This window comes from Actinomyces gerencseriae DSM 6844 (assembly GCF_000429265.1).
Classification (GTDB): Bacteria; Actinomycetota; Actinomycetes; order Actinomycetales; family Actinomycetaceae; genus Actinomyces; species Actinomyces gerencseriae.
This window is the reverse complement of the sequence record NZ_AUBN01000012.1, coordinates 45,262-71,667: the sequence shown is the minus strand read 5'-3', so window position 1 is coordinate 71,667 and position 26,406 is coordinate 45,262. Positions and strand designations below refer to the sequence as shown.

Genomic DNA, 26,406 nt, shown 5'->3' with positions numbered 1-26,406 from the left:
GGTTCCTGTATCTGCGTCTAGTATTTTAATCGAATAACGAGTTTAATGGGCGCATGACCTCGCCCATGCGCCATCTTGCCTCCTGCCGTGCCGTCCTTCTCGACATGGACGGCACCCTGGTGGACTCGGGAGCCGCCGTCGAGGCCACATGGAGGGCCTGGGCCCGCGATAACGGCCTCGATCCGGCGACCGTCCTGGCGGTGTGCCACGGCCCGGACGCCGCCACCACCGTGCGCCGTTTCCTGCCGGGCATCGGGGCGGCGGAGCTGGCTCGCCACGTCGCCGCTCACCTGGAGCGCGAGTGCGCGGACATCGACGGCGTCATCCCCGCCCCTGGCGCTCCGGAGCTGGTGGCCTGGCTGGATGAGCGGCGCCTGCCCTGGGGCGTGGTCACCAACGCGCACCTGCGTCTGGCCCGCGCGCGCCTGGGGGCCGCCGGGATCGAGGCGCCGGTCATCGTCTCCTTCGACGACGTTGAGCGCGGCAAGCCCCATCCGGACGGTTACCTGCTGGGGGTGCGGCGCCTGGGGGTCGAGCCCCGCCGAGTGGCCGGTGTGGAGGACTCCGCCCCCGGCCTGGAGGCGGCACGGGCCGCGGGGACGCTCGTCGTGGCGGTGGGCGGGACCCGGGAGGCCGGAGCCGAGTGCGATGTGGCGTGCGATGATCTGCACGAGCTGCGCCGGCTCCTGGCCTCGGCGGGACCCCGACCGAGCTCTCGACTGCCATGAGAATCACCGACTCGCGCGCCGTCCTGTTCGAGTCGCCCGACCCGGTGACCCCGACCCCGCCCGACGGCGCTCTGGACGTCGTGATGCTGCTGGACCGGCATCGGATCCCCTGGAGGACCCTGCCGCACCGGCCCACGGCGCTGACCGTCCGTCGGGCGGCGCGGGACACCGCCGCCCCGTTGCGCGGAGTCTTGCTGATCGCCTGCACCGATCAGGGCGCGATGGCGGGGCTGCGGGCCGGTGCGATCGTGGCCCCCGTCCCGCCCGACGGCGATATCGGCGGTCTCATCGACCGGGTCGAGCCCGGCCTCCCGGTCCCCGACCCCGACGACGCCTGCGGCGCTCCCGGCGCTCGCGGCGTTCGCAGTGCCGTCAGCGGGCTGGGCCGCTGGTTCTGCGCGACCGGGTTGCGGATCACCGGGAGCGTCGCCCGTCAGTGGGGGCCCTGAGGGTCGGCGCGATCGGCGGACGAGGGCGGTGAGCGCCGTCGGCGGGAGTCGGCGGGGGAGCGCCGGGACGCACGAGTCCGACGTGGAGCACATCACGTCGCCGCCCGCTGACGCTGCGGTCCGGACGCTTCGTAATCTCAGTGCATGACGCCATCCCCGCCCTCAGGATCCTCGCCCTCCCCCCAGGAAGGGAGCCCGGGACCCGGCGGCGGGACCGGGGAGGGAGGCGCTGCGGATGCGCGGTCCGATGCCGGGCTGCGCACCTCCTTCACGGCCACGCTCCTCGTCGCCCTCGCGGCGCTCGCGGCCGTCGCGCCCCTGGCCACCGACACCTACCTGCCCGCCTTCGCCCAGATGGCCGACGACCTGGACGTCTCCGCCTCCAGCGTCCAGCTGACGATGACGACCTTCCTCGTGGGCGTGGCGCTCGGCCAGCTGAGCATCGGCGTCCTGTCCGACCGCTTCGGCCGGCGCCCCCTCCTCCTGTGGGGCAGCGTGCTCGCCCTCGTCGCGAGCGTGTGCACCGTCGTGGCGCCGGCCCTGCCGTTCCTCCTCGTCGCCCGCTTCTTCCAGGGACTCGGCGGTGCCGCCGGCATGGTCCTGGGGCGCGCCGTGATCTCCGACCGCTCGCGCGGCATCACCGCCACCCGGGCCCTCAGCCTCGTCATGGCCATTCAGGGCATCGCCCCCGTGGTCGCCCCGATCCTGGGCGGCGCCCTCGTCGACGTCATCGGCTGGCGCGGCATCCTCGCCGTCGTCGCGGGCTTCACCGGGATGCTCGTCCTCATGGTCGCCCTCTGGGTTCCCGAGTCCCTACCCGCCGAACGACGTCATGACGGGGGTATGAGGATCCTCCTCGACGGCACGCGCGAGCTGGCGCGCGACCACGTCCTCGTGCGGCTCCTCCTCATCAACGCCCTCGCCTTCGGGCTCCTCATGGCCTACCTGTCCGCCGCGCCCTTCGTGCTGCGCAACGTCCTCGGCATGGGGACGGCGCCCTACACGGCCGTCTTCGGCCTGTGCGGGGCGACGGTGACGGTGACGATCGCCGTGGCCGCCTCGCTCGTGCGCCGCTTCCCGCAGACCCGGCAGGTGCGCGTCGGGCTGCTCACGGGGCTCGTCGTCGACGTCGTCCTCGCCGCCGTGTGCCTGGTCCGGCTGCGCGGGCCCGTCGACGGGCCGGAGCGGATGCCGCTGCTCGTCGTCGTGATCGCGCTCCTCCTCGTGCACGTGGTCTGCCTCGGCCTGTCGATGGGCAACGTGCCCGCGATCGCCCTGGACCGCACCGGCCGCTGGGCGGGCACGGGCAGCGCCCTGCTCGGCTTCATCCAGTTCGTCGTCGGCGGCCTGGTCAGTCCGCTGGTTGGATTGACCGGTGAGGCGAGCGGTGCGGCCTTCGGCGTGGTCGTCGTGGCCCTCGGCGTGGTCGCGAACGCGCTGGCGGCCTTCGGCGTGGGCGATGACGACGCGGCCGACGACGGGGACCGCCCGGCCGACGAGGCGGCCGCACGCGGGGAGCGCCGCTCGGAGCTGTGATGGCGATGCCGTCGGCGTGCGCCGTCCGGGGTGGCGTCCTCCGTGCCCGCCCCTCAATGCGAGGGCGCGATGAGGGCCCGGACCTCGTACTGGCTGGGGCTCGGGCTCTGTTCGGCGGCCCCGGCTGTCGGGCGCCTGTGGAGGTCCTGATCGACGTGGAGACGGTACCGGTTCCTCCCGCCCGGGGATGGTGCCCGGAACCGACGGGGCGGGATGCGCACGAACTCACTGGCTCCTCCTGCCGGGGATGGTGCGGCGAGTGCGCCCAAAGACCCGCCCGGCGGCGGGGACCGGGATGCGAGGAGTAGGGGGCGCACCCGTCTGGTGAGGCGCGTGGGGCTCCTGGGACTCGTCCGGGCAAGGCGTGTCCAAATCTGCCACAAAGGAGCTGAAAGCCGATATCGGCGCCGAAGAAAAGCCCGGAATCTCAACGATTCTCCTCGCGCACTCCCACAGGATCCGGGCCTTTGTGGCAGATTTGGACAATCGAGCCTCTGATCGGCCCACGTCCATCGGATCCCAGCATCCCCGTCACCTCGCCCCGCAGGACCGCGCTCAGCCCTGCCGCCAGTGAGGCTGCTTGTGAAGCGGTGGAACGGGACGGTGTCGATGGACTGGGAGGCGAGGCTCGTGATTTCAGCGGCAACCTCCTCGGGGAGGCTCCGCCGGGCTGAGCGCGGGCGCGCATGGTGAGCGCCCGCGAGAGGCGGTGGCGGCGGCCCGGCCGGGCCGCCGCCACCCGCAGGGCCCTCGAGCCCCTCGCCGGAGGACCGGGCGCTGCCGCTGAGCCGCGTCGCCTCCCCGGTCGTCCTCCCCGCGGAGCTACTTCACCTTCTTGATGGGGATGACGAGGAGACCGCCGATAATGGCGCAGACGCCCGCCATGTAGCACAGCGCCGGGTAGTTCGTCTTGTCCTCCGGCGATCCGATCGCCAGGAAGATAGGGGCGACGTAGGGGGCCAGGGACTGGGGCAGGGCGTTGGCGATGTTGAACACGCCCAGGTCCTTGCCCGCGTTGTCCGGGTTGGGCAGGACGTCGACGACGAGGGCGAGGTCGACGGCCACGTAGATGCCGTAGGCCAGACCCATGATCGCCTCGACGCAGTAGAACATACCCACCGTGGTGGTGTGCGCCAGCAGGGCGGTGCCGATGCCGAAGAGCACGGAGGCGAGCATGACGAACACCTTGCGGCGGTGGTACAGGTCGGACAGCCATCCGCCGATGAAGCTCGCGCTTATGAGGGCGATGGTGTAGATGAGCACGGACGTGGACACGACTGAGCGGGCCTGCTCCTCGGTGAGGTTGACCCGGTGGACCAGGTATATGAGGCGGTAGGTGGTGAAGGAGAAGCTGGCGAAGGTGATGAGGAAGCGACCCCACCAGGCCAGGGCGTAGTCCGGGTGAGCGATCGGGTTGACCCAGAAGGTCTTGAGCATCTCGACGAGGCCGAACCGCGTCGGCTTGACGGGCATGCGCTTGTCCGGCAGGACGAAGGCGAACCAGGTCATGAAGATGATGGCGAGGATGGCCGGGCCGATGAAGAGCAGGGGAAGACGGGTGGCCAGCCCCTGGGCCAGGTAGGTGGCGATGAGGACCGCGAGGTTCTGGGCGATGGAGATCCATGAGGAGACGCGGGCGCGCTGGGTCTCGGAGATCTGGTCGGAGATCACGGCGACGAAGGGCGCCAGGGTGGCGTTGGCGCCGATCTGGCCGATGAGCCAGCCGGTGGCCACCAGGGGCACGGTGTTGAGCAGGCCCATCATGGCCAGGCCCACCGTCATGGTGACGATGCCGATGACGAGCCAGGGGCGGCGTCGTCCCCACGCCCAGGTGGTGCGGTCGGAGATCTGCCCGAAGATGACGTTGGCGAAGAGCGCCCCCAGCGCCCCCAGGCCCGCGATGGTGGCGACCGCGTCGACCTGAGCGGAGTTGTCGCCCGGGAACATTTCCATGACCTTGACCTGGATGGCCACGATCGCGGGGCCCAGGAGGGCGATGAAGAAGAAGAGCTGGGCCAGGAGGTAGGCGGTGACGAAGAGCGGCTTGACGGATTTGGTCGGTGGGGCGAAGAAGTCATCGACATCCTCCTGGGTCGCCCAGGGGAGAGTATCTACTGCGGATGGGGAGCGTTCGGACATGAGGCCTCCTCGCTGAGACGGATGGGGCGGCGCGCGGGGCACCGCCTTCAGGGTACGGCGGCGGCCCTCTCCGCGCGAGGCCTCGCATGATTCTGGTGATCCAGGATGCAGAGGACGGGTCCGGGGCACGTCGGACTCGAGCGCGGCCAGAAATGCGTCGAAGAGCTCGCCCGACACCCTGACCGAGCGAGATCGAATCGATACGGGCGGCCGTGCGATCCGGCGGGCGCCGAGCCGCGTGCCTTCGCCTCCGCGCGGGGCGCGTTGACGCCGGGGCCTGCGCAGGTGGTGACGGGGACGCCATTGTCGGGGGCCGGTGCCGGCGGGGGCGCCGCTCAACGCCCCGGGCGCAGTCGCGTCGTCGGCAGCGGCAGTTCGACGCCGCCGACGAGGTCCACGGCCTTGGCGACGTCGGCAGACAGGTCCTCCATCGCCCTGGCGACGACGACGCGGTCCCGGTGGACCTCGCGGATCCTGACTCGCGCCCAGGTCGCCTCGCCCGTCTGCCCGTCCTCCTCCTGAAGGAGCCAGTCCTCCGCCAGGAGCCGCAGGCCGACCTCGTCCAGGGTCGCCTCCGCCTCGTCGAGGTCCATCGCCTCGCCCCGGCGGACCCACAGCAGGTCGTAGGGGGTGAAACGGCCGTCGGTGGTCATCTCGATGTAGCCCACGTGCTCGCCGTCCTCGCGGCGCAGGTGGTCGAAGACCTCCTCGGGCGCGGGCCTGTCGGCCTGAGGCCGGGGTGGGGTGCACATGGCGACGAGGCTATCGGACCGTGACGGTCTGTCCGGTGGACTGGCGGCACCCCGATCCGCGCCCTCTCCGCGCTGCGTGTCTCAGGTCACCTGCGGCTCCTGGAATGGATCGCTCGCAACAAAGGTTGAGCCCAACAGACTCAAGATCGTGGTGCGCGAAATTGACAAGCCCCCGCTCAACCACAATCCTGAGTGCATACCACTCAATCTCGATCATCGCTCCCTCGGGAGCAGCAAGGAGCCACACATGGCACGCGCCGTCGGTATCGACCTCGGTACCACCAACTCCGCCATCGCCGTCCTCGAGGGCGGCGAGCCCACCATCATCCCCAACGCCGAGGGCGGCCGCACGACGCCTTCCGTCGTCGCCTTCTCCAAGTCCGGCGAGGTCCTCGTCGGCGAGGTGGCCAAGCGCCAGGCGGTCACCAACGTCGACCGCACCGTCTCCTCGGTCAAGCGCCACATGGGCACCGACTGGTCCGTCGCCATCGACGGCAAGAAGTACACCGCCCAGGAGATCAGCGCCCGCATCCTGGCCAAGCTCAAGGCCGACGCCGAGGCCTACCTCGGCGAGACCGTCACCAACGCGGTCATCACCGTCCCCGCCTACTTCAACGACGCCGAGCGCCAGGCCACCAAGGAGGCCGGCACCATCGCGGGGCTGAGCGTGGACCGCATCGTCAACGAGCCCACCGCGGCGGCGCTGGCCTACGGCCTGGACAAGGGCAAGGAGGACGAGCTCATCCTCGTCTTCGACCTCGGCGGCGGCACCTTCGACGTCTCCCTCCTGGAGGTCGGCAAGGACGAGGACGGCTTCTCCACCATTCAGGTGCGCGCCACCAACGGCGACAACCGCCTGGGCGGCGACGACTGGGACGCCCGCATCGTCGACTGGCTCGTCAAGCAGGTCAAGGACAAGAACGGCGTTGACCTGTCCAAGGACAAGATCGCCATGCAGCGCCTCAAGGACGCCGCCGAGCAGGCCAAGAAGGAGCTCTCGTCCGCGACGAGCACCAACATCAACCTGCAGTACCTGTCCATGAGCGAGGCCGGCCCCATCCACCTCGACGAGAAGCTCACCCGCTCCCGCTTCGAGGAGATGACCGCCGACCTCCTGGAGCGCACCAAGGTCCCCTTCCACAACGTCATCAAGGACGCCGGGGTCAAGGTCTCCGGAATCGACCACGTCATCCTCGTGGGCGGGAGCACGCGCATGCCGGCCGTCACCTCGGTCGTGCGCGAGCTGACCGGCGGCAAGGAGCCCAACAAGGGCGTCAACCCGGACGAGGTCGTCGCCATCGGCGCCTCCCTGCAGGCCGGCGTCATCCAGGGCGACCGCAAGGACGTCCTGCTCATCGACGTCACGCCCCTGTCCCTGGGCATCGAGACCAAGGGCGGCGTCATGACCAAGCTCATCGAGCGCAACACGGCCATCCCGACCCAGCGCAGCGAGGTCTTCTCCACCGCCGAGGACAACCAGCCGTCCGTGCTCATCCAGGTCTACCAGGGCGAGCGCGAGTTCGCCCGCGACAACAAGCCGCTGGGCACCTTCGAGCTGACCGGAATCGCCCCGGCCCCCCGCGGAATCCCGCAGATCGAGGTCTCCTTCGACATCGACGCCAACGGCATCGTCCACGTCTCCGCCAAGGACCGCGGCACCGGCAAGGAGCAGTCCATGACCATCTCGGGCGGCTCGGCCCTGCCCAAGGAGGACATCGACCGCATGGTCAAGGAGGCCGAGGCCCATGCGGAGGAGGACAAGAGGCGCCGCGAGGACGCCGAGACCCGCAACTCCGCCGAGCAGCAGGCCTACTCCATCGAGAAGCTCCTGAGGGACAACAAGGACAAGCTGTCCGAGGCCGTCCACTCCGAGGTCTCCGGCGCCGTCGACGAGCTCAAGAAGGCCCTCGAGGGCGACGACATCGAGCCGGTCAAGACCGCTCAGGAGAAGCTGAACGAGGTCGCGCAGAAGATCGGCGAGGCCCTCTACCAGCACGAGCAGGCCGAGCAGCAGAACCAGGCCTCCGCCGGCGCCTCCTCCGAGGCCCCCGCCGAGGACGACGACATCGTCGACGCCGAGATCGTTGACGACGAGGACTCCAAGTGAGTGCCGGGGACGCCGATCGCGAGGACGGCGAGGGCCGGATCGACCCCGCCCTGGCGGATGCCGTCGAGTCCGCCTTCGACGACGTCGTGCTGGACGAGTCGGGCGACCCGGTCGCTCCCTCGGGGGCGGCCGGGGAGGCCGGCGGGGCCGAGAGGCCGTCGGCCGACGACGAGGACGGGACTCGGTCGGCCGGGTCCTCCGAGGCCGACGACGGCGCGGCCGGGCCCGGCGGGGCCGGAGCCGCGGACTCCTCCGAGGCCGCCGGGTCCTCCGAGCCCTCGGAGGCCTCGACGCTCGAGCAGGTCCGCGCCGAGGCCGCCCGGGCGGCCGACAACCTGGCCCGCGCGCGCGCCGACCTGTACAACCTCCAGCAGGAGTACCAGGGCTTCGTGCGCCGCTCCCGGGAGGGGGCCGCGGGGCATCGGGAGACCGGTCAGGCGGCCGTCGTCGAGGCACTCATCCCGGTCCTCGACGAGATCGAGCTGGCCCGCCAGCACGGCGACCTCACCGGCACCTTCGAGACGACCGCCGGCAAGCTGGAGGCGATCCTGGCCGACAAGTTCGGTGTGGTGCGCTTCGGCGAGGCGGGCGAGGCCTTCGACCCGACGATCCACGAGGCGCTCATGGCCACCGAGTCGGAGGAGGTGAGCGAGCCGACCATCGCGCTCGTCCTCCAGCCCGGCTACCGCCTCGGCGAGCGGGTCGTGCGCGCCGCGCGCGTCCAGGTCGCCAACCCCGCCTGATGCCGAGATCGGTTCAGTTCCGCACCGAGATCGGTCGAGTTCCCCACCGAGATCGGTTCAGTTCCGCACCGAGATCGGTTCGGACCGGCACCGGATCCGACGGCGGGGGCCGGCACCCGCGCCCGGCCCCCGCCGTCGGAGCCCACCACGCACCCGCATCGCACGAAAGACAGAGAACCACGACCACCACCCGGACAAGGAGGCGGTGACCCATGGCCAGCCAGGACTGGATGACCAAGGACTTCTACGCGGTCCTCGGCGTCGCCAAGGACGCCGACTCCGCAGCCATCAAGAAGGCGTATCGAGCCCTCGCCAAGAAGTACCACCCCGACCGCAACCCCGACGACGCCGCAGCGGCCGAGAAGTTCAAGGAGATCGGGGAGGCCTACGCGGTCCTGTCCGACGCCAAGGAGCGCCAGCAGTACGACGCCATCCGCTCCATGGCCGGCGGCGGAGCCCGCTTCACCTCCGGGTCGGGCGGCGCCGGCGCCGGCTTCGAGGACATCTTCTCCTCGATGTTCGGCGGCGGGGGCGGCAACGTCCGCTTCTCCACGTCGGGAAGCGCCGAGCCCGACATCGATGAGCTCCTGCGCCAGTTCGGGGCCGCCGGCGGCACGGGCGGCTTCGGGGGCAGGCGCTCGCGCAGCCCCTTCGGCTTCGGAGGCTTCGCCTCCCAGCCCGAGCCCGTCAAGGGCCCCGACGTGATCACCAGCGCGACCCTGTCCCTGCGCGACGCCGTGGCCGGCACCACCGTCGAGCTCACTGCCGACGGGCGGACCATGACCGTGCGCATCCCCGCGGGCGTCCACAACGGGCAGAAGATCCGCCTGCGCGGCAAGGGGCGTCCCGGCCGCGACGGCGGCGAGAACGGCGACATGGTCATCACCATCACGGTCGCCAAGCATCCCGTCTACTCCATCGACGGCGTCAACCTGCGCATGGACCTGCCGGTCACTCTCAGGGAGGCGGCTCTCGGAGCGACCGTCGAGGTGCCGCTCCTGGACGGGACGACCACCCGCATCAAGATCAAGCCGGGCACCTCCTCGGGCACCGTCATGCGAGTGCGCGGCAAGGGGGTCGTCACCTCCAAGAAGGCCGGGGACCTCCTCGTCACCATCCAGGTCGCCGTGCCCAGGAAGCTCTCGCGCGCGGCCAAGGATGCCCTCGAGGCCTTCGACGCCGCCATGGAGTCCGACCCGCGCGCCTCGCTGGCCCGGGAGGCCTCGCAATGAGCCCGCGGCGTCGCACCGGCCAGGGCGTCGACTTCCCAGCCGACGACGCCGCCGAGCGCGCCGTCTACGTCATCTCCGTGGCCGCCGAGCTGGCCGGCATGCATCCGCAGACGCTGCGCCAGTACGACCGCCTCGGACTCGTCACCCCCGCCCGCACCTCCGGGCGGGGGCGACGCTACTCCCACCGCGACGTCGAGCAGTTGCGCCGGGTCCAGGCTCTCAGTCAGGACGGCGTCAACCTCGAGGGCATCCGGCGCATCCTGGAGCTCGAACGCCGTCTGGAGGCTCTTGAGCGCGAGAACCGCGCCATGCGCCTGCGTCAGGCGGCCGCTGAACGGGTCTTCGCCGCGGCCGCCGACGGCGAGGTCCGGGTCGTGCCCGCCCGCGCCGGTCGGGCGGGCCGGGCGGGCCGGAGTTTCACCGCCGGCGCCGGGGTGCCGACCGCCGGTGCGCCCGGGGTGATGCGGGAGACTCGCCCGGGCAAGGGCGTCGTCCTGCGCCGCATCTAACCGTGATCGAAGCGTGATCCATGACCCGGAGCGCTTCTGCTCGCGGTTATAGTGTGTAGGTACCCCCAACGACGAAGGAAGTTCGCCATGACACAGCCTCCCAGCCCTGCTCCCAATCCTGGGCAGCCCTATATTCCGCCGAGTTCCGCGCCGTCGGCCCCGGGCACGTACAACCCGCAGCAGCAGTTCGCGGGGGCTCCGCAGACCGCCCAGTACGCCCCCGCCGGCGTGATGCCGCCGCAGTCCGCGGCCGGAGGCTCGCTCTTCTCCAACCTGTTCGACGCCAGCCGCGCCTTCGCGTCCAGGTACGGCACCATCGTCATGATCGTGGGCACGGTCGGCTACGTCCTGCTGTGGCTCTACGCCGCTTACAGCTACAGCACGAGTAGCCTCGGCAGCAACAACCTCGACGTCGGCAGGTTCCTCGTCAACCTGTTCATGAACGCCCCCAAGGCCTGCGTCGACATCTTCTTGCTGCGTCTCGTGCTCGAGATCGCGGCGAGGATCGGCGGCCCGGGCGGCCGCCAGGGCTGAGCCTCGCGTGGCGCGTTACGAGACCGACGACGGCGAGCCCCGCTACGGGAAGCGCCTGAGTCCCGAGGAGCTGGCGGCGTACCTGTACGAGCAGGGGAATGGGCCGCTGATGGAGTCGGCCGCGGACTCGGACTGGTCATCGGACTCTCAGACGCCGTCGTACGGCTCGCCCGTGGAGGACATCGGGGACGGGCGCGATCCGGGCCGCGGAGGAGGACCGACGGGGGACCACGGGAGGGAGGATCCCGACCCCTATGTGCGCCCGTCCGGCGGGAGGGCCGTTCGGCTGGCGGCTCCTCTGCCCCCCGTGCGCGAGCGCACCGGTCCGGGGCACGACACCGGGCTCGGTGCGCGCTCCCGGGCGGCGGCGTACCATCCGTGGCGCATGGCGGCGATCGGTCTGGTCCTCATGCTCGTGCTGCCGCTGATCCTCTCCCTCGCCGCGGTCTCCCTCGCCTTCGGGGGATCCCGCGGCCCCGGCGAGCCCCTGGGCGAAGCCGGCACGGTGTACCTGGAGCAGGGAAGCGCCTCGGCCCTGTACACATCGACGCTCGGCAGGACGACGACCGACTGCACCGTGACGGGCCCGGACGGCGGTTCCGTGGCCCTGACCCCGTTGACCGAGGACTTCCCCTACGGCTCCTTCGAGGCGCCGTCGACGGGCACCTTCACGGTGACCTGCCCCGGAGGGACCGACGACGTCATCATCGGGCCGCCCCTGGACCTCTCCCGCCTGCCGCTGAGCGAGATGCTGCTCCTGGTCGCCGCTGTGACGGGAATGGCCGGGCTGGTGGTGACGATTGTCGGGGCCGTCCGGCTGCTGCGCCACCGTGCCCTCAATCGCATGTACGCGAGCTGGGGTCCGCTGCGCTGAGCGAACCGGGGTCCGATCACCGGGGCTCGTCGAGCGGTATCGCCGCACCCGCGCCCAGCCGTGTCCGCCGTGCTCGTGCCGGGTCCGTCCGACCGTCGAGGGGAGGGCCCGCCCGGCACGTCGGGCTCTGTCCCGAGGCCCTGGATGGGACGGACCGTCCCCCTGGCCGGGGTCGGCGAGCCGACCGCCCATCAGGCGGCGGGGTCGTCCTCGGGATGCGTCGGATCATCGTTGCGCACGGGCAGGTCGAGGGTGACGGTCAGACCGCCGGAGGGGTTCGCGGACAGCTCCAGAACGCCGTTGTGGGCGGTCGCCACGGCGGAGACGATGGCCAGGCCCAGACCGTGCCCGGCGTCCCGCGTCCGGCCCCGGCCGGAACCGCGGACGAACGGCTCCCGCAGCGACTCCAGCCGCTCCGCGGGCACGAGCGGGCCGTCGTTGGACACCCGCAGTCGGGCCCGGTCGTCCGTGCTGGTGAGCTCGAGCTCGATGCCGCCGTGAGCGACGTTGTGCCGCACCGCGTTGCGCAGCAGGTTCGAGACCGCCTGGCGCAGCAGCACCGGATCCCCCTCCACGACGACGAGGGCGTCCGGGGGCTCGGGCAGGTCCACCTCCCGCGTGCCGGCCTCCGGGACGAGCTGGGAGAGCGCCGAGGCCACCACCTCCCCCAGGTCGACCTGCTCCCGGTAGAGGTCGCCCGACTGGGCCTCCGCAAGGTCGAGCAGGGCGTCAACGGTCTCCACATTGGCCCGGTTGGTCTCCCGCAACCGCTCCGCCAGGGATCGCAGCTGCTCCGCGGACGCGGTGGGATCCGCCAGTGTCACGTCGATCATCGTCTGGGCCGTCGCCAGCGGCGTGCGCAGCTCGTGGGAGGCGTTCGCCGCGAAGCGGCGGTAGGTCCCCAGGGAGGTCTCCAGGGAGTCGAGCATGTGATCGTAGGTGTCCGCCAGGTCGCGGATCTCGTCGCGGGGACCCGTCAGCGAGAGTCGCCGGCTGAGGTCTCCGGACGCGGCCTGCTTGGCGGCCTCGTTCATCGTCGACAGCGGGGCGAGCATGCGGCCGGCGACCACCCAGCCGACCGCCCCGGAGAGCAGGGCGAGGAGGACGAGGGCCCCCAGGGAGATGACGAGCATCGTGTTGAGGAACTCGGACATGAGGGTGATCCGCAGGTAGACCTCCTCCTCGACCCCGTCCGTGCTCGGGGCCTGCTCGGGGACCGCCACCTGGAGCTGTCTCATGTAGAGGTAGACGAGGGCGATGAGAACGGCGCCCGACCCGGTCACCAGGCCCGCGTAGGTGAGCGTGAGCCGGGCTCGGATGGTCAGCCGTCGAAGCCGGGATCCCGGAGCCGTCGTCGGGAGCCCGACGTCGGGCCGATCGGTTGAGGGACGGTCCACCATGTCAGTCCCCGAAGCGGTAGCCGGCGCCCGGGACGGTCTGGATGACCCAGGGTCGTCCGAGGCGCTTGCGCAGGTTGGAGATGGTCACCCGCGTCGTGTTCGAGAAGGGGTCGGCGTTCGCGTCCCAGGCCTTCTCCAGGATCGTCTCGGCGCTGAGCACCCCGCCGTCGGCCTCCATGAGCAGCTGGAGGACCGCGAACTCCTTGGGGCTCAGGCGCACGAAGTGGCCGTCGCGCGAGACCTCCCGGCGGAAGGGGTCCAGGCGCACCCCCCGGGACTCCAGGATGGGCTCGCGCGCCGGCTGGTTTCGCCGCTCCAGCGCGCGCAGCCTCGCCACGAGCTCGGGGAACTCGAAGGGCTTGACGAGGTAGTCGTCCGCTCCGAGCTCGAAGCCCTCGACGCGCTCGCGCAGGGAGCGGGCCGCAGTGAGCATGATGACCTTCACATCCGGGTGCTCACGGGCCAGACGGGCGCAGACCTCGTCGCCGTGGATTCCGGGCAGATCCCGGTCCAGGACGACGACGTCGTAGTCGGCGATCTCCACCTGGGCCAGCGCCTCGGCGCCGTCTTCCGCGATGTCGACCGCCATCGTCTCGCGGCGCAGCCCCGTGGCTATCGCGTCGGCGAGGTAGGACTCGTCCTCGACCACCAGCACGCGCACGTCATCGACCTCCTGCTCTCTCACCGGGCGGCCGGGGAACGGCCGCCCCGGGTCAACGATAGGGGAGGGTGAGGTAAAACCCGCGTAAGCATTTTTCCGAAGGCTCTCGCAACATCCTCTTCGCTGGAATGGGCCTCGGCCTCGGAGGTACCGGGGCCCGGCGCCGGCCGGATGCCGGCCCGACCGAAACGTGAGGAGAACGTCTATTATGAGGAACGGTAGGACGAGGGTGTTCGTGGCGGCGGCGAGCGTGGTGTGCGCGCTCGGGATGGTGGCCGCGTGCGGCGGCAAGAGCACGACCGACGCCGCGCCGTCGGCCACCAGCGCGACGGAGTCCGCTGAGGACTACAACCTCAAGTTCGCCCAGTGCCTGCGCGACGCGGGCTTCAACGTGTCCGACCCCTCCGCCAACAAGGACGTCCGCTCCGAGGACACGGGCGGGGACCCGGCCGCCTTCAACGCGGCCAGCCAGGAGTGCGAGAAGAAGCTCGGACCGGCGCCCGGGGCCAGCTCCGATGACCTCAACGACCCCGAGACCCTCGACGCGGGCGTCAAGATGGCCGAGTGCCTGCGGGCCGACGGTTACGACGTCAAGGACCCGGAGCCCGGCAAGGGCCTGTCCCTCGACCTGGGCACGATTCCCGACTCGGCGCTCCAGAAGTGCGCCACCGCCACGACTGAGGGCGACAAGTGAAGTGGCGGCACCGAACCGGCGACGCCGTGACCGTCTCCGATCTCCCCGGCACGGATGAGGCGGACCTGCCGGGGAGGGCGGAGTCCTCCCCGCGTCTGAGCCGTCGTCGGATCCTCATCGGTGCCGGGGCCGCCCTCCTCCTGGCCGGGGCGGGGGTGGGAACCGCGGCGGCGGTCGGGGTGCTGCCGGGTCGGAGCAGGAAGGCCGACGACAACCCCACGACCTTCACCGGCGCGACCGACGAGATCACCCGCGGCGACCTCCAGGGGGAGACGAGCGCCACCGGCACCCTGCGGTTCTCCGACTCCCATGCGCTGCGCTCCGGTTTCGAGGGCGTCGTCACCTGGCTGCCCGCCGCGGGCACCGTGATCCACGCCGGCGACCGGCTCTACGAGATCGGCGACGACTCCGCCTACCTCATGCGCGGCTCCATCCCCGCCTGGCGCGCCTTCGAGCCGGACATGAGCAAGGGCAGCGACGTCCAGCAGCTCCAGAGCGCCCTCCAGGCCATGGGCTACTTCAGCCTCGAACCCGACGGCACCTTCGGCTGGTGGACCACGAAGGCCATCAAGGCCTGGCAGAAGGACGTGGGCCTGGAGCAGAACGGCACGCTCCCCCTGGGGCGCATCGTCTTCGCCACGGACGACCTGCGCGTGGGAAGCATCAAGTCCCGCGTGGGGGACCGGGCCGCGTCCGACGGCGAGCTCTACGACGTCACCTCCACCGCTCAGGTGGTCGAGGTCAACATCAAGCTCGCCGACCAGCAGCTCGGCGTCGTCGGCAACAAGGTCACCCTGCACCTGCCCGGAGCCGTTGACACCACCGGCACCATCACCTCCGTGGGCACCCCTACGGAGAAGAGCGGGTCGGGCGAGAACAAGGACTCCAAGGAGCGCGTCATCCCGGTGACCGTCGTCCCCGACGACCCCTCGGTCACCTCCAACTTCCAGGAGGTCTCGGTCACCGTGGGCCTGCCCAGCGAGAAGCGGGAGAACGTCCTGTCCGTGCCCGTGGGGGCGCTCGTCGCCCTGAGCCCGGAGCAGTTCGGCGTCGAGGTGGTTCAGGACGACAGCACGACGAAGCGGGTCCCGGTGACCACCGGCCTCTTCGCCGGCGGCCGGGTCGAGATCTCGGGCGATGGCCTGACCGAGGGCCAGCGCGTGGTGGTGCCGCAGAGATGAGCCGCATCCTGTCCCTGCGCGACGTGCGCCGCACCTACGGCCAGCCACCCGTCGCCGCCTGCGCCGGGGTCAGCCTGGAGGTCGACCGCGGCGAGTTCGTCGCCGTCGTCGGTCCCTCCGGCTCGGGGAAATCGACCCTCCTCAACCTCATCGGCACCCTCGACCGGCCCAGCTCGGGAACCGTCGAGATCGACGGCCTCGACGTCGCCGGCATGTCGGACCAGGAGCTGTCCGCCGTGCGCGCTCGCCGCATCGGCTTCGTCTTCCAGCAGTTCCACCTGTCGGAGGGCGTGACGGCGATCGACAACGTCGCCGACGGGCTGCTCTACCTGGGGGTGGCGCGCTCGGAGAGGCGCGAGCGCGCCGAGGTCGCCCTGCACCGGGTGGGGCTCGGGCACCGCCTGCACCACCGCCCCCACCAGATGTCCGGCGGCGAGCGGCAGCGCGTGGCCATCGCCCGCGCCGTCGTCGGGGACCCGCCTCTGCTCCTGGCGGACGAGCCGACCGGCAACCTCGACTCGGTCTCGGGCGCCTCGATCGTCGAGCTCCTCCACGAGCTGCACGAGCAGGGGACGACGGTCGTCGTCATCACCCACGACAACGAGCTGGCGTCCAGGCTGCCACGGCGCGTCGCCATCCGCGACGGACGGATCGTCGCCGACTCGGCCCACCCCGAGGCGGCCGCCGTGCCGGCCACCGGCACGGGGGCACTCGCCCCGGCCGGCACAACGACTACGACGAGGGAGACACGATGACCTCGACCACGACGCGCCTGGAGCGCCCGCACCTGCGCTCGGCCGACGTCCTGCGCCTGGCCGGGACGGGCCTGCGCGCCCGGCCGATGCGCGCCTTCCTGTCCGCCCTGGGCATCGCCATCGGCATCGCCGCCATGATCGCGGTCGTCGGCGTGTCCACCTCCAGCCGGGCCCAGCTCACCGCCCAGCTCGAGTCCCTGGGCACCAACATGCTCACCGTCACCCCGGGCTCCGACCTCAGCGGCACGGACGTCAAGCTCCCCACCGACGCCGTCGGACGGGTCAAGCAGATCGAGGGCATCCAGCAGGCGAGCTCGACCTCGCTGGTCAAGGACGCCTCCGTCTACCGGAACTCTCTGAGCGACAAGGACGCGACCGGCGGCATCTCGACCCTCGTGGCCGAGCAGGGACTGCTCGACGTCGTCGCCGGCGAGGTCGACAAGGGCACCTGGCTCAATGAGGCGACCTCCACCTACCCGGCGACCGTGCTCGGAGCGACCGCCGCCAAGCGGCTGGGCGTGGTGGAGCCGGGGACTCAGGTGTGGCTCGGCGGCACCTCCTTCACCGTGGTCGGCATCCTCAAGCCCTCGGTGCTGGCCCCCGAGCTCGACAACGGGGCGCTCATCGGGGCGCCGGTGGCCGAGCGGCTGTTCGGCCACGAGGGCAATCCCACGACCATCTACGAGCGCAGCGAGGACTCCGCCGTCGAGCGGGTGAGGAGCCTGATCGGTCCCACGATTTCTCCCCAGATGCCGGGGTCCGTCAAGATCTCGCGCCCCTCGGACGCGCTGGCCGCCAAGAACGCCGCCGACCAGGCCTTCACCAGTCTGCTGGCGGGGGTGGGGTCGATCGCCCTGCTCGTGGGCGGTATCGGGGTGGCCAACACCATGATCATCTCCGTGCTGGAGCGGCGTCGTGAGATCGGCCTGAGGCGCGCCCTGGGGGCCATGCGCAGCCACATCCTCATACAGTTCCTCGCCGAGGCCCTGCTTCTGGCCGGGCTGGGAGGGGCGCTGGGCTGCGTCCTGGGGACCGGGGTGACGGCCGGGATGGCCGCCGCCAGGGGCTGGCCCTTCGCCCTGCCGCTGCTCATCGTGCTGGCGGGCCTGGGGGTCACGGTCCTCATCGGCGCGGTGGCCGGGCTGTACCCGGCGGTGCGCGCCGCGCGCACGCCCCCGACGGCGGCGCTCAATGCCCAGTAGGGGCGCGAGGAGCCGAGTCGGGGGGAGCTGTCCAGTCTCCACGACCCATCCAGGCATGCGGGTCGTGGAGCTCCATCGAGTGGAAGGAGGTCCGGAACGCGGTGGGCCGCCGGGGGCGTGTATCAGGGGTGCGCGCCCGGCGGCCCCGTGCCCTCTCCGCCCACGTCGCCGAGATCGGTCGAGTTCCGCACCGAGATCGGTCCGGTTCCGGCTCGAGATCGGTTCGTGCGGTGGGCGGACTCACCGACCCCGGTGGCGCGCCCGGGGTCGTGCGCGTCGTTTCGCCCGGACCTCCGCGCGCTCCTGACGACGTCGGATGGAGCGGTCCTGCACCCGGTCCGCCGCCAGGGCCTCCAGGTCCGTCGCCAGGGCCTCCCGGGCCGCGGTGCTGCTGCGCGGTTTGCGTGCCGCCCGGGCGCCTCGCGCTGAGCGCGTTTCGGGTTGCGGGCCCGCGCCGCTGAGCGGGCGTCGTCGACGACGGGCCTCGCCGCGGCCGCGCGGTCGATGAGGTCGCCACCGTGCCGGCGCAGCCATTCCTCGACCTCCATGTCGCCCGGCTCCCGGCCGAAGACGACTCCGGCGGCTCGGACCCGGCCACGGCCTTCCCTCCCGGTCCCGGCGCTCCCCGTCTCGGACTCGCCCGGCTCCCGGCCCCGTCACGACGCGCTCGGGGTCAGGGTCCGCCAGGCGACGTCGTACGTCAGAGCGCTCATCAGCGCCCGCTGCGCATTGGTCGAGGCCCGGCCGTGCCCGCCCTCGGAGTTCTCGAAGTAGGTCACCGTCTGCCCCAGGCACTCCAGCCGGTGGGCCATGGTGCGCGCGTGCGCCGGGTGGACCCGGTCGTCCCGGGTCGAGGTCATCAGCAGCACCGGAGGGTAGTCGCGCCCCCGTCTCAGCAAGTGGAAGGGGGAGAAGTCCCGGATGAACTCCCACTGCGCGGGGTCGTCCGGGTCCCCGTACTCAGCCTCCCAGGAGGCGCCGGCCAGCAGGTGGGTGTAGCGGCTCATGTCCAGCAGCGGCACCTCGCACAGCACCGCCCCGACCAGCTCGGGGTACCGGGTGAGCATCATGCCCACGAGCAGGCCTCCGTTGGAGCCCCCGTGCACGGCCAGCCGGTCCGGCGTGGTGACACCCCTCTCGCTCAGCGCCCGGGCGACGGCGGCGAAGTCCTCGTAGACGCGGTGCCGGTGCTCCTTCAGACCGGCCCGGTGCCAGGCCGGCCCGTACTCCCCGCCCCCGCGGATGTTCGCGATGACGTAGGTGCCGCCGCGCTCCAGCCAGGCCTTGCCGATCACCGGCATGTAGCCGACGCCCAGCGGCACCTCGAAGCCGCCGTAGCCGTACAGGATCGTGGGCCCCGGCACGGCGCGCCCCTCGTCATCGACGACCGGTCTCCCCACCTGGAAGTAGGGCACGCGCGTGCCGTCCGAGCTGACCGCCACGTGCTGACCGACCTCGATGCCGGTCGCGTCGAAGCGGTCCGGCGCGGCGCGCAGCACCTCGACGCCGGTCAGGCGGCCGTCGATGTCGAGCTCGCCCGCCATGAGGGTGGTCGGCCGGGTGAAGGACGACGTCGTCAGCCACAATCGGTCGCCCTCCCGCCCGTCGATGGCGGTGGCGCTCACCTCGATCAGGGGACGGCCCGGGCGTAGCGCGGTGGGATCGGCCGCCGGGGCGGGACCCGTGGTGCTCCCGGGGCTCCCGGTGCCGGACGTCGGCTCGCACGGCCCTCCGTCGAGCGCGCTCAGATCCAGGGGGCGGCGCATCCACCCGGCCGAGCCGTCGTCCGCCCCGCCCGGCGGCGTCAGCACCTCCAGGGTGGGCACGCAGTCATCGAGCAGGGTCAGCACCAGGTGGTGGGCGGTCATCGTGAAGCCGGTCAGGAAGGCCGACGACGTCGGGGCGAACAGGGTCTCGAACGTGCGCTCGCCGGACAGGAATGCATCCAGGGGCGCGGCCAGGAGCGAGCCGGCCCGATGAACGGCGCCCGCGATCTCCCAGTCCTCGCGCAGACTCACCAGAAGCCATTCCCAGGCGGCGGTGGCCTGGGCGGAGGAGGGCACGTCGATGTGCACGGCACCCGGGGCGACGGTCGTGCCGGTGTCCGCCAGGGCCGTCGGCCCCGACGACGGCGGGAGGGTCCGGGCCCCGTCGGGGAGCAGCCACAGTTCCTCGGTGTGGAAGTCGGGGTGCGTGAGCAGCCAGGTGCGGCCCCAGCGGTCGCGGTGGGCCCAGGCGCCGTCGTCGTCGACCGCGGCCGTGAGCAGGACCTCGCCCGCGGTCGGCTGCTGCCCGCGCCGCATCCGCCTGACCTGCCGCGGGTATCCGGCGGGGGACAGCGATCCCCGACCCAGGTCGGCGACGGCCAGCACCGAGTCTCCGTCGTCGTCGGCCCATACCAGCGATCCCTTGGAGGCCTCGCGGTGGAAGCCTCCCTCGGCGGGCGGGATGAAGCGCCCGGTGCCGAGGTCCAGCTCGCGAGTGATATCGGTGTCCGAGCCGCCGTCGGACAGGTTCACGAGGGCCCGCTTGCCGGCCAGGGGGCCGGTGCGCAGGACCCGGGCGCCGTGCCACACCCAGGTGACCCCCTCGGCCTCGCTGAGCGCGTCGAGGTCGAGCAGCACCTCCCACCGCGTTCCGGTGTTGTTGCCGTCGTCGCCGTGGCTGCTGGGGCCGTCGTCGCCGTGCTCATCGCTGCCGTTGCCGGTTCCGCTGGGCGCGCCGGTCCTGCTGGTCCCGCTGGGCGTGCCGGGCGCGTTGTTCCCGTCGGCCCGGCCGACCCCGCCGATCCTGCCGGTCCGACCGGGCGCGCCCGCGCGGTAGGACTCCCAGGTGGTGCGGCGCCACAGGCCGCGCGGGTGGTCGGTGTCGGTCCAGAAGTTGTAGAGAAGGCCGTCCGCCTGAGCAGCGGTGGGGATGCGGTCGGACGAGTCGAGGATCGTCTCGACCTCGGTCCGAATAGCCTCGAAGCGCTCGCTCCCCTCGACGGCGGCGAGGGCTGCGGCGTTGCGCTCGGCGACCCAGGCGAGGGCCCGATCCCCCTCGATGTCGTCGAGCCAGGCAGGCGCGGGCGGCAGGTCGGACGGGGGTGGGAAGGCGGTCGCGGAATCGGTCATGGGCTCCATTGTGCCCGCCGGCCCCGCAGGGACGGTCGGGCGCCCCTCCTCCTGCGCACGTCGCCGGATCGTCCACGCCGGCCCCGCAGGGATGGCCGCGCGTCGCGTGATGTCGCCGCTGATCCGCTGCGACGCCGGCGCTCGTAGGGGCGGCCGCGCGGGGGGGGGCTCGCTGTGCCGAGGACCCGAAACTCACGACAGCGAAAGGGGGCATCCGCGCGCGGGGAGGCTCGCTCATAGGACAGCGGAGGAACGGCGAGAGACGGAAACGGGATGATAGAAGTCCCGGCATCCCGCGGGATGCCGGGACTCTCCTGCGATCGCGGGGCCGTGCGATCGCGCCCTCGGACTCAGGCGCCGCCGAGCTTGGAGTCGATGGCGTCGCGGGCGGCGTCGACCTGGGGGTCGAACTTGCCGCCGATCGCCTTCTTGGCCGTCTCGGCGGCCTTGTCGAGGGCCTGGTCCTTGACGGCCTCGCCCTTGTCGGAGCCGAGGAACTCGCCGGCCCTGCTCGTCAGATCATCGAATCCCATAGCAGCCTCCTCTCGTCGGGGGGCGCGGTACCGGATGGCACCGGCCTGGAGACAGGATGGCACGTCGTCGCGGGCGCTGCGAGCACCGCGGGCGCGGCGCCTGGCGAGGCGGCACGGTTCCCGGCGGTGCCGCATCGGGGCCCGCGGGCTCCGGACGGCTGAGGACGGGGAGGCCGCTCAGGACAGCGTGGACAGGACGGTGTCGGCCAGCTCCTGGGTGCGGGCGGCGTCCGTCGTCGTGACCGTGATCGTCGCCCAGTCCCCGCTCTCGCTCTTGCTCGGGGCGGCGATCTGGATGCCCTGGAGAATCTGCGCGCTCTGGGGCTGGGTCATGGTGTAGGTCAGGACGGCGGCCTCCCCGAGCATGGTCTGGGAGGTGGAGTACCCCGTGGGCTCGCCGCCCTGCGCCTGTATCTGCTGGTACATCGCGTCCTCGGTCGGCAGGGAGCGGATCCCCGTCATGGGCGCGACGTTCGCGTTCTCGATGAAGCCGTTGGCATCGGGCGTCGGGGAGAGGGCCTGCATGTCGATCTGCGAGACCACCTCGCGCGCCTGGTCGGGGTCCATATTGAACGCTCTGGCGAACAGCGCGATCTTCTGGTCGTCCTGCATGTCGGCGCCGGTCATGACCGCCCAGTTCTCCGGGATGTCGAAGGAGATCATGGTCGTGGAGGTCGTGACCGTCTGGTGGCCGTCGGACGCCTGCTGGGAGGACTCGTCCGTCGGCCCGGTGGCCTGCGAGCCCGCGCCCTGCGAGTCAGTCGACTGCGCCGAGGCGCTCTCCCGATCCGAGGAATTGTTCCTGGAACCGCCGATCAGTGAGCATGCTGTCAGGGAAGCGGACAGGAGCACAGCAGCGACGATTGCGGTCGCGCGGTGGAAGGTCGTCATGGTCGTCTCCTGAAGTTGCAGAGGAACAGTTCGTATAGTATGCGCCCCAGAGATGCCGATCGGGGCAATGGGGAGAAGTGCCCGGAGGAGTGCGCCGGTGGGACGCGTCCGTCGGGGCCATGCGCGGGGCGGGGGACCGTGCGCGGTGCCCGATTCCGGTTCTTCGTGCTTCCAGATGTGGTGGGCGGGGCGTATGCGATTGAGCGGGCCCTTCTCGCCGAGGTCGGTCGTCGGGATGACGGCTGGCGGTTCCGGGGCGAGCGCTCGCGCCCGCCGGTGGTCTCCCGGGCTCGCCCAGGGGCGCGCCGTCCTCCCGGCGCGGGCCGTCCCGGTGCCCGGGTGTCCGGATCTGTTGCGAGGGCCCGGAGCCTGCTGGAGCGCGCGAGGGGCCTTACCGAAACGATCGGGATCGGCCGATCCTCGCGCGGCCCGGGCCGGACGAGAAGGCATCGGATTGTTCGTACGGCGCCGTGCCGTCGCAAGAGCCACCCGCGCGGTCGTACCCGGGAGCGCGCGGTCGTACCTCTTCTCACGACGTCGTACCCGAAAGCGCGCGGTCGTACCCTGGAGCCCTTCTAACGTACGACCCCGCGTCACAAGGTACGACACCGCGCAAAAAGGTACGACCGCGCGCCCCGACGTACGACCCGGCGCCCCGACGTACGACCGCGCAGGACCCGGACGCACCGAACCACCAGCACCCGCCCGCCGCCGCCCACTCACCGCCGCTGCCCATCCCGACCGCACCCTCGAACACGAAGAACCTCGATTCCGGACGGCGCTGAGCGGTCGGCAGGGACTGGCACGGTCTTCTCAAGCTCACCGCGGACCCGCCGGCGAGGGTCCCTCCGGGGCCGGCGCGGGCGCGGGGCGTACTCGCCGTACCCGCTGTACCGGCGCGCCGTCCGGTCCTCGCGCCGCGCGGCGCGCATGAGGCGGATCACAATGAGTGACACCGGTCGAAGAAAAGTTGAGCGGAATAGACTCAACCTCAATGGGGTTGCACTGCTCGGAGACGCCAGGACCCCCGCGCGTTCGCGGATCGGGGCCTCACCGCCTTCGGCAGTCGTCCTCGACGGCCGGAGGAGCGGACCCCCGGTCGCTTCCGCCCGCCAGGACCTGCGCCGTCTGAACGACTGTCAAGGAGGTCCCCATATGGACACGAACTACACCACCCGCTCCCAGGAGGCCATCTCCGGAGCCATGCAGGCCGCCGCCGCGGCCGGCAACCCCCAGGTCGACGCGCTTCACCTGCTCGTCGAGCTTCTCGGGCAGGAGGACGGCGTCGCCGTCGGCCTTCTCGCCGCTGTCAACCCCGACGCCGGCGCCCGCCAGACCGTCGGGGCGGCCACCCGCCGTGCCCTGACTCAGCTTCCGGCGTCTTCAGGCAGCTCGGTGAGCCGGCCCCAGCTCTCCCGCGGCCTGCTCGCGGCCCTCGAGGCCGCCTCCAACGAGGCCAAGAGCCTCGGCGACGAGTACATCTCCACCGAGCACCTGCTCATCGGCATCGCCGCGGGCAACCCCGACAGCGACGCGGCCGCGCGCATTCTGTCCGACAACGGCGCCACCGCCTCCGCGCTGCGCGACGCCCTGCCCAAGGTCCGCGGCGGCGCCCGCGTCACCTCGCCCGATCCGGAGGGCACCTACAAGTCCCTGGAGAAGTACGGCACCGACCTGACGGAGGACGCCCGCGCCGGTCGCCTCGACCCGGTCATCGGCCGCGACGCCGAGATCCGCCGCGTCGTCCAGGTTCTGAGCCGGCGTACTAAGAACAACCCGGTCCTCATCGGCGAGCCCGGCGTCGGCAAGACCGCCGTCGTCGAGGGGCTGGCCCAGCGCATCGTCGCGGGCGACGTGCCCGAGTCGCTGCGCGGCAAGCGCCTGATCGCCCTGGACCTGGCGGGCATGGTCGCCGGCGCCAAGTACCGCGGTGAGTTCGAGGAGCGCCTCAAGGCCGTCCTCAAGGAGATCAAGGACTCCGACGGCGAGGTCATCACCTTCATCGACGAGCTGCACACCGTCGTCGGCGCGGGCGGCGGCTCCGAGGGCGCCATGGACGCCGGCAACATGCTCAAGCCCATGCTGGCCCGCGGCGAGCTGCGCATGGTCGGCGCCACCACGCTGGACGAGTACCGCGAGAACATCGAGAAGGACCCCGCCCTGGAACGCCGCTTCCAGCAGGTCTTCGTCGGTGAGCCCAGCGTCGAGGACACCGTCGCCATCCTGCGCGGCATCGCCCCGAAGTACGAGGCCCATCACCAGGTCACCGTCTCCGACGGCGCCCTCGTGGCCGCCGCCTCCCTGTCCGACCGCTACATCACCGGTCGTCAGCTGCCCGACAAGGCCATCGACCTCATCGACGAGGCGGCGTCCCGCCTGCGCATGGAGCTGGACTCCAGCCCCGTCGAGATCGACGAGCTCCAGCGCCGCGTCGACCGCATGCGCATGGAGGAGTCCTATCTCGCCGACTCCCTCGCCGACGAGCGGAACGGGGGAGCCGATTCCGACCCGGCCGCCGTCGAGCGCCTCGAGCGCCTGCGCGCCGAGCTGGCCGACGCCTCCGAGCGACTGACCGCGCTCAACGCCCGGTGGGAGGCCGAGAAGGCCGGACACAACAAGGTCGGCGAGCTGCGAGCCGCTCTCGACGAGCTGCGCACCAGGGCCGACCTGGCCGAGCGCGAGGGCGACTTCGAAGAGGCCGGGCGCCTGCGCTACGGCGAGATGCCGGCCCTGGAGGCTCAGATCCGCGACATGGAGGCCGCCCAGGCGGCCGGGGAGGCCGTCGTCGGACCCGACGGCGTCGAGCGCCCGAAGGACTCCGAGGCTCTGCCTCCCATGATCGCCGAGAAGGTCGGTCCGACCGAGATCGCGGAGGTCATCTCCTCCTGGACCGGTATCCCCGTGGGCAAGCTCATGACCGGTGAGCAGAAGAAGCTCCTGGAGATGGAGTCCGTCATCGGCGAGCGTCTCATCGGGCAGAAGGCCGCTGTCGGGGCCGTGGCCGATGCCGTGCGCCGCTCTCGCGCCGGAGTGTCCGACCCGGACCGCCCCACCGGCTCCTTCCTGTTCCTGGGGCCCACCGGCGTGGGCAAGACCGAGCTGGCCAAGGCGCTGGCGGACTTCCTCTTCGACGACGAGCGCGCCATCGTGCGCATCGACATGTCCGAGTACTCCGAGAAGCACTCGGTGGCCCGACTCGTGGGCGCCCCTCCCGGCTACGTCGGCTACGAGGAGGGCGGCCAGCTCACCGAGGCCGTGCGGCGCCGTCCCTACTCGGTGGTGCTGCTCGACGAGGTGGAGAAGGCCCACCCCGAGGTCTTCGACATCCTCCTGCAGGTGCTCGACGACGGCCGCCTCACCGACGGCCAGGGGCGCACGGTGGACTTCCGCAACGTCATCCTCGTGCTCACCTCCAACCTGGGCAGCCAGTTCCTCATCGACCCGCTGCTGAGCCCGGAGGAGAAGCGCAAGGAGGTCATGGCGCAGGTCCGCGCCTCCTTCAAGCCCGAGTTCCTCAACCGGCTCGACGACACGCTCATCTTCGACCCGCTGACCAAGGAGGAGCTCGGCCGGATCGTGGACATCCAGCTGGCCAAGATGCAGGACCGCCTGACGAGCCACCGGCTCACGCTGACGGTCACCGACGAGGCCCGCACCTGGCTCGCCGACGAGGGCTACGACCCCGCCTACGGCGCTCGCCCGCTGCGTCGCCTGGTCCAGCGCGAGATCGGCGACGAGCTGGCCCGCATGATCCTGGCCGGCGACGTCCTCGATGGGCAGGAGGTCGTTGTCGACGTCAGTCCCGACGGCGTGCTCGCCGGGCTGTCGCTGACCGCGCGCGGCGAGGCCTGGGCCCCCAGCGCCACCAGCGCCGCCTGAGGCATCGGGGCGGGGACCGTCCGAGTCCATCGTGGACCGGGCGGCCCCGCCTTCTTCATGCGCTCTCGGGGGCTCGCGGGTCCCGTCCGGGACTGCTCGGCGGTACGAGGGGCATGTCCGTGGCCCGCGCGGTCGTGCTCATGGTCGCGCGGTCGTACGTGGCCTCGCGCGGTCGTACGTGGCCTCGCGCGGTCGTATCTTCTTGCGCCGGGTCGTACCTTGGATGGGCTCCAAGGTACGACCTCACGCGGGAGGGTACGACCGCGTGAGGGAGAGGTGTCGCCGCGCGGGGCTCCTGCGATTGCGATCCGGAGTCCTGCTGGGCGCTGGACCCGGGTCGCCCGCCAGCCTTGTCGAGGCTGGCATTCCTGCACGAGTCGGACGACGGCGTCGTCGGACTCGTGCAGGAATGTCCGACTCGTGGCCCCGGTGGCCGGGCACGGCGCCGTCGGACCGATCTCGATGCGGAACCGGACCGATCTCGGCACGGA

The 26,406-nt window shown here is 71.6% G+C and carries 21 protein-coding genes and 1 pseudogene; 14 read left to right on the top strand and 8 right to left on the bottom strand.

Features of this window, described 5'->3' with window-relative positions; all coding sequences use genetic code 11:
* Positions 1 to 53 precede the first annotated feature (53 nt).
* From G448_RS15335 to G448_RS15330, 3 genes are all read left to right on the top strand, one after another.
* Entirely contained in the window at positions 54 to 728 is a 675-nt protein-coding gene (locus tag G448_RS15335) for an HAD family hydrolase (protein ID WP_084436393.1), read from the top strand.
* A complete protein-coding gene (locus G448_RS0106175) occupies positions 725 to 1,177 on the top strand; it encodes a hypothetical protein (protein ID WP_026407291.1) in 453 nt (150 codons plus the stop codon). Before G448_RS15335 ends, G448_RS0106175 begins: the two co-directional genes overlap by 4 nt.
* Positions 1,178 to 1,321: 144 nt before the next feature.
* Positions 1,322 to 2,713, top strand: coding sequence for a multidrug effflux MFS transporter (locus tag G448_RS15330; RefSeq protein ID WP_245572206.1), 1,392 nt, complete (start codon positions 1,322 to 1,324; stop codon positions 2,711 to 2,713).
* 822 nt (positions 2,714 to 3,535) lie between these two features.
* Here the strand turns inward: G448_RS15330 and G448_RS0106165 are convergent.
* Together G448_RS0106165 and G448_RS0106160 are read right to left on the bottom strand one after the other, a co-directional pair.
* Positions 3,536 to 4,852, bottom strand: a complete 1,317-nt coding sequence (locus G448_RS0106165) for an MFS transporter (RefSeq protein ID WP_026407290.1) — start codon at positions 4,850 to 4,852, stop codon at positions 3,536 to 3,538.
* A 335-nt stretch (positions 4,853 to 5,187) separates the two neighbouring features.
* Positions 5,188 to 5,604, bottom strand: a complete 417-nt coding sequence (locus G448_RS0106160) for a hypothetical protein (protein ID WP_026407289.1) — start codon at positions 5,602 to 5,604, stop codon at positions 5,188 to 5,190.
* A 247-nt stretch (positions 5,605 to 5,851) separates the two neighbouring features.
* Here G448_RS0106160 and dnaK point away from each other — a divergent pair, with 247 nt between their 5' ends.
* The 6 genes from dnaK (at position 5,852) to G448_RS0106130 (ending at position 11,603) form a co-directional block, all read left to right on the top strand.
* Entirely contained in the window at positions 5,852 to 7,711 is a 1,860-nt protein-coding gene (gene dnaK / locus G448_RS0106155) for a molecular chaperone DnaK (RefSeq protein WP_026407288.1), read from the top strand.
* A complete protein-coding gene (locus G448_RS0106150; RefSeq protein WP_026407287.1) occupies positions 7,708 to 8,454 on the top strand; it encodes a nucleotide exchange factor GrpE in 747 nt (248 codons plus the stop codon). The genes dnaK and G448_RS0106150 overlap by 4 nt, the downstream gene beginning before the upstream one ends.
* 212 nt (positions 8,455 to 8,666) lie before the next feature.
* Positions 8,667 to 9,686: a DnaJ C-terminal domain-containing protein gene (locus tag G448_RS0106145; RefSeq protein WP_026407286.1), complete on the top strand. Its 1,020-nt coding sequence runs from the start codon at positions 8,667 to 8,669 to the stop codon at positions 9,684 to 9,686.
* Positions 9,683 to 10,195 carry a heat shock protein transcriptional repressor HspR gene (locus G448_RS0106140; protein WP_026407285.1) on the top strand — a complete coding sequence of 171 codons (513 nt, stop codon included), beginning with the start codon at positions 9,683 to 9,685 and terminating at the stop codon, positions 10,193 to 10,195. The genes G448_RS0106145 and G448_RS0106140 overlap by 4 nt, the downstream gene beginning before the upstream one ends.
* Positions 10,196 to 10,282: 87 nt before the next feature.
* Positions 10,283 to 10,729, top strand: a complete 447-nt coding sequence (locus tag G448_RS0106135; RefSeq protein WP_026407284.1) for a hypothetical protein — start codon at positions 10,283 to 10,285, stop codon at positions 10,727 to 10,729.
* A 7-nt stretch (positions 10,730 to 10,736) separates the two neighbouring features.
* Positions 10,737 to 11,603 carry a hypothetical protein gene (locus tag G448_RS0106130; protein WP_026407283.1) on the top strand — a complete coding sequence of 289 codons (867 nt, stop codon included), beginning with the start codon at positions 10,737 to 10,739 and terminating at the stop codon, positions 11,601 to 11,603.
* 191 nt (positions 11,604 to 11,794) lie between these two features.
* Here the strand turns inward: G448_RS0106130 and G448_RS15325 are convergent, their stop codons facing one another.
* Both G448_RS15325 and G448_RS0106120 read right to left on the bottom strand, forming a co-directional pair.
* Positions 11,795 to 13,003 (bottom strand): sensor histidine kinase, encoded by a 1,209-nt coding sequence (locus G448_RS15325; protein WP_051268669.1) that lies wholly within the window; start codon positions 13,001 to 13,003, stop codon positions 11,795 to 11,797.
* A 1-nt stretch (position 13,004) separates the two neighbouring features.
* The gene (locus G448_RS0106120) at positions 13,005 to 13,664 is read right to left on the bottom strand and encodes a response regulator transcription factor (RefSeq protein ID WP_026407282.1); all 660 of its coding nucleotides are present in this window, start codon (positions 13,662 to 13,664) and stop codon (positions 13,005 to 13,007) included.
* Positions 13,665 to 13,872: 208 nt separating this feature from the next.
* Between G448_RS0106120 and G448_RS0106115 the strand changes: the two genes are divergently transcribed.
* Genes G448_RS0106115 through G448_RS0106100 form a run of 4 tightly spaced genes read left to right on the top strand, consistent with a single transcriptional unit; the run spans position 13,873 to position 17,496 of the window.
* The gene (locus G448_RS0106115) at positions 13,873 to 14,358 is read left to right on the top strand and encodes a hypothetical protein (protein ID WP_026407281.1); all 486 of its coding nucleotides are present in this window, start codon (positions 13,873 to 13,875) and stop codon (positions 14,356 to 14,358) included.
* The gene (locus G448_RS0106110) at positions 14,355 to 15,539 is read left to right on the top strand and encodes an efflux RND transporter periplasmic adaptor subunit (protein WP_390882901.1); all 1,185 of its coding nucleotides are present in this window, start codon (positions 14,355 to 14,357) and stop codon (positions 15,537 to 15,539) included. The genes G448_RS0106115 and G448_RS0106110 overlap by 4 nt, the downstream gene beginning before the upstream one ends.
* Entirely contained in the window at positions 15,536 to 16,294 is a 759-nt protein-coding gene (locus G448_RS15320; RefSeq protein WP_084436391.1) for an ABC transporter ATP-binding protein, read from the top strand. Before G448_RS0106110 ends, G448_RS15320 begins: the two co-directional genes overlap by 4 nt.
* A complete protein-coding gene (locus G448_RS0106100) occupies positions 16,291 to 17,496 on the top strand; it encodes an ABC transporter permease (protein ID WP_034494562.1) in 1,206 nt (401 codons plus the stop codon). Before G448_RS15320 ends, G448_RS0106100 begins: the two co-directional genes overlap by 4 nt.
* Positions 17,497 to 17,618: 122 nt before the next feature.
* Here G448_RS0106100 and G448_RS19175 read toward each other — a convergent pair.
* The 4 genes and pseudogenes from G448_RS19175 to G448_RS0106085 all read right to left on the bottom strand — a co-directional run.
* Positions 17,619 to 18,089: pseudogene (locus G448_RS19175) on the bottom strand (DUF2992 family protein); the annotation flags it as partial.
* 63 nt (positions 18,090 to 18,152) lie between these two features.
* Positions 18,153 to 20,612 (bottom strand): prolyl oligopeptidase family serine peptidase, encoded by a 2,460-nt coding sequence (locus tag G448_RS15315; RefSeq protein ID WP_034494560.1) that lies wholly within the window; start codon positions 20,610 to 20,612, stop codon positions 18,153 to 18,155.
* Between the two features lie 350 nt (positions 20,613 to 20,962).
* Positions 20,963 to 21,145, bottom strand: coding sequence for an Rv0909 family putative TA system antitoxin (locus tag G448_RS0106090; RefSeq protein ID WP_026407278.1), 183 nt, complete (start codon positions 21,143 to 21,145; stop codon positions 20,963 to 20,965).
* Positions 21,146 to 21,322: 177 nt separating this feature from the next.
* Positions 21,323 to 22,036 (bottom strand): hypothetical protein, encoded by a 714-nt coding sequence (locus tag G448_RS0106085; RefSeq protein ID WP_026407277.1) that lies wholly within the window; start codon positions 22,034 to 22,036, stop codon positions 21,323 to 21,325.
* Between the two features lie 1,155 nt (positions 22,037 to 23,191).
* On the opposite strand from G448_RS0106085, the gene G448_RS0106080 reads away from it, so the two are divergent.
* Positions 23,192 to 25,915, top strand: coding sequence for an ATP-dependent Clp protease ATP-binding subunit (locus G448_RS0106080; RefSeq protein WP_026407276.1), 2,724 nt, complete (start codon positions 23,192 to 23,194; stop codon positions 25,913 to 25,915).
* Positions 25,916 to 26,406: the final 491 nt, after the last annotated feature.

What these genes read in the sequence shown, in the direction of transcription:
- G448_RS15335 (WP_084436393.1), top strand. Translation starts at nt 54, where the DNA reads ATGACCTCGCCCATGCGCCATCTTGCCTCCTGCCGTGCCGTCCTTCTC.
- G448_RS0106175 (WP_026407291.1), top strand. Translation starts at nt 725, where the DNA reads ATGAGAATCACCGACTCGCGCGCCGTCCTGTTCGAGTCGCCCGACCCG.
- G448_RS15330 (WP_245572206.1), top strand. Translation starts at nt 1,322, where the DNA reads ATGACGCCATCCCCGCCCTCAGGATCCTCGCCCTCCCCCCAGGAAGGG.
- G448_RS0106165 (WP_026407290.1), bottom strand. Translation starts at nt 4,852, where the DNA reads ATGTCCGAACGCTCCCCATCCGCAGTAGATACTCTCCCCTGGGCGACC.
- G448_RS0106160 (WP_026407289.1), bottom strand. Translation starts at nt 5,604, where the DNA reads ATGTGCACCCCACCCCGGCCTCAGGCCGACAGGCCCGCGCCCGAGGAG.
- dnaK (WP_026407288.1), top strand. Translation starts at nt 5,852, where the DNA reads ATGGCACGCGCCGTCGGTATCGACCTCGGTACCACCAACTCCGCCATC.
- G448_RS0106145 (WP_026407286.1), top strand. Translation starts at nt 8,667, where the DNA reads ATGGCCAGCCAGGACTGGATGACCAAGGACTTCTACGCGGTCCTCGGC.
- G448_RS0106140 (WP_026407285.1), top strand. Translation starts at nt 9,683, where the DNA reads ATGAGCCCGCGGCGTCGCACCGGCCAGGGCGTCGACTTCCCAGCCGAC.
- G448_RS0106135 (WP_026407284.1), top strand. Translation starts at nt 10,283, where the DNA reads ATGACACAGCCTCCCAGCCCTGCTCCCAATCCTGGGCAGCCCTATATT.
- G448_RS15325 (WP_051268669.1), bottom strand. Translation starts at nt 13,003, where the DNA reads ATGGTGGACCGTCCCTCAACCGATCGGCCCGACGTCGGGCTCCCGACG.
- G448_RS0106115 (WP_026407281.1), top strand. Translation starts at nt 13,873, where the DNA reads ATGAGGAACGGTAGGACGAGGGTGTTCGTGGCGGCGGCGAGCGTGGTG.
- G448_RS15320 (WP_084436391.1), top strand. Translation starts at nt 15,536, where the DNA reads ATGAGCCGCATCCTGTCCCTGCGCGACGTGCGCCGCACCTACGGCCAG.
- G448_RS0106100 (WP_034494562.1), top strand. Translation starts at nt 16,291, where the DNA reads ATGACCTCGACCACGACGCGCCTGGAGCGCCCGCACCTGCGCTCGGCC.
- G448_RS15315 (WP_034494560.1), bottom strand. Translation starts at nt 20,612, where the DNA reads ATGACCGATTCCGCGACCGCCTTCCCACCCCCGTCCGACCTGCCGCCC.
- G448_RS0106090 (WP_026407278.1), bottom strand. Translation starts at nt 21,145, where the DNA reads ATGGGATTCGATGATCTGACGAGCAGGGCCGGCGAGTTCCTCGGCTCC.
- G448_RS0106085 (WP_026407277.1), bottom strand. Translation starts at nt 22,036, where the DNA reads ATGACGACCTTCCACCGCGCGACCGCAATCGTCGCTGCTGTGCTCCTG.
- G448_RS0106080 (WP_026407276.1), top strand. Translation starts at nt 23,192, where the DNA reads ATGGACACGAACTACACCACCCGCTCCCAGGAGGCCATCTCCGGAGCC.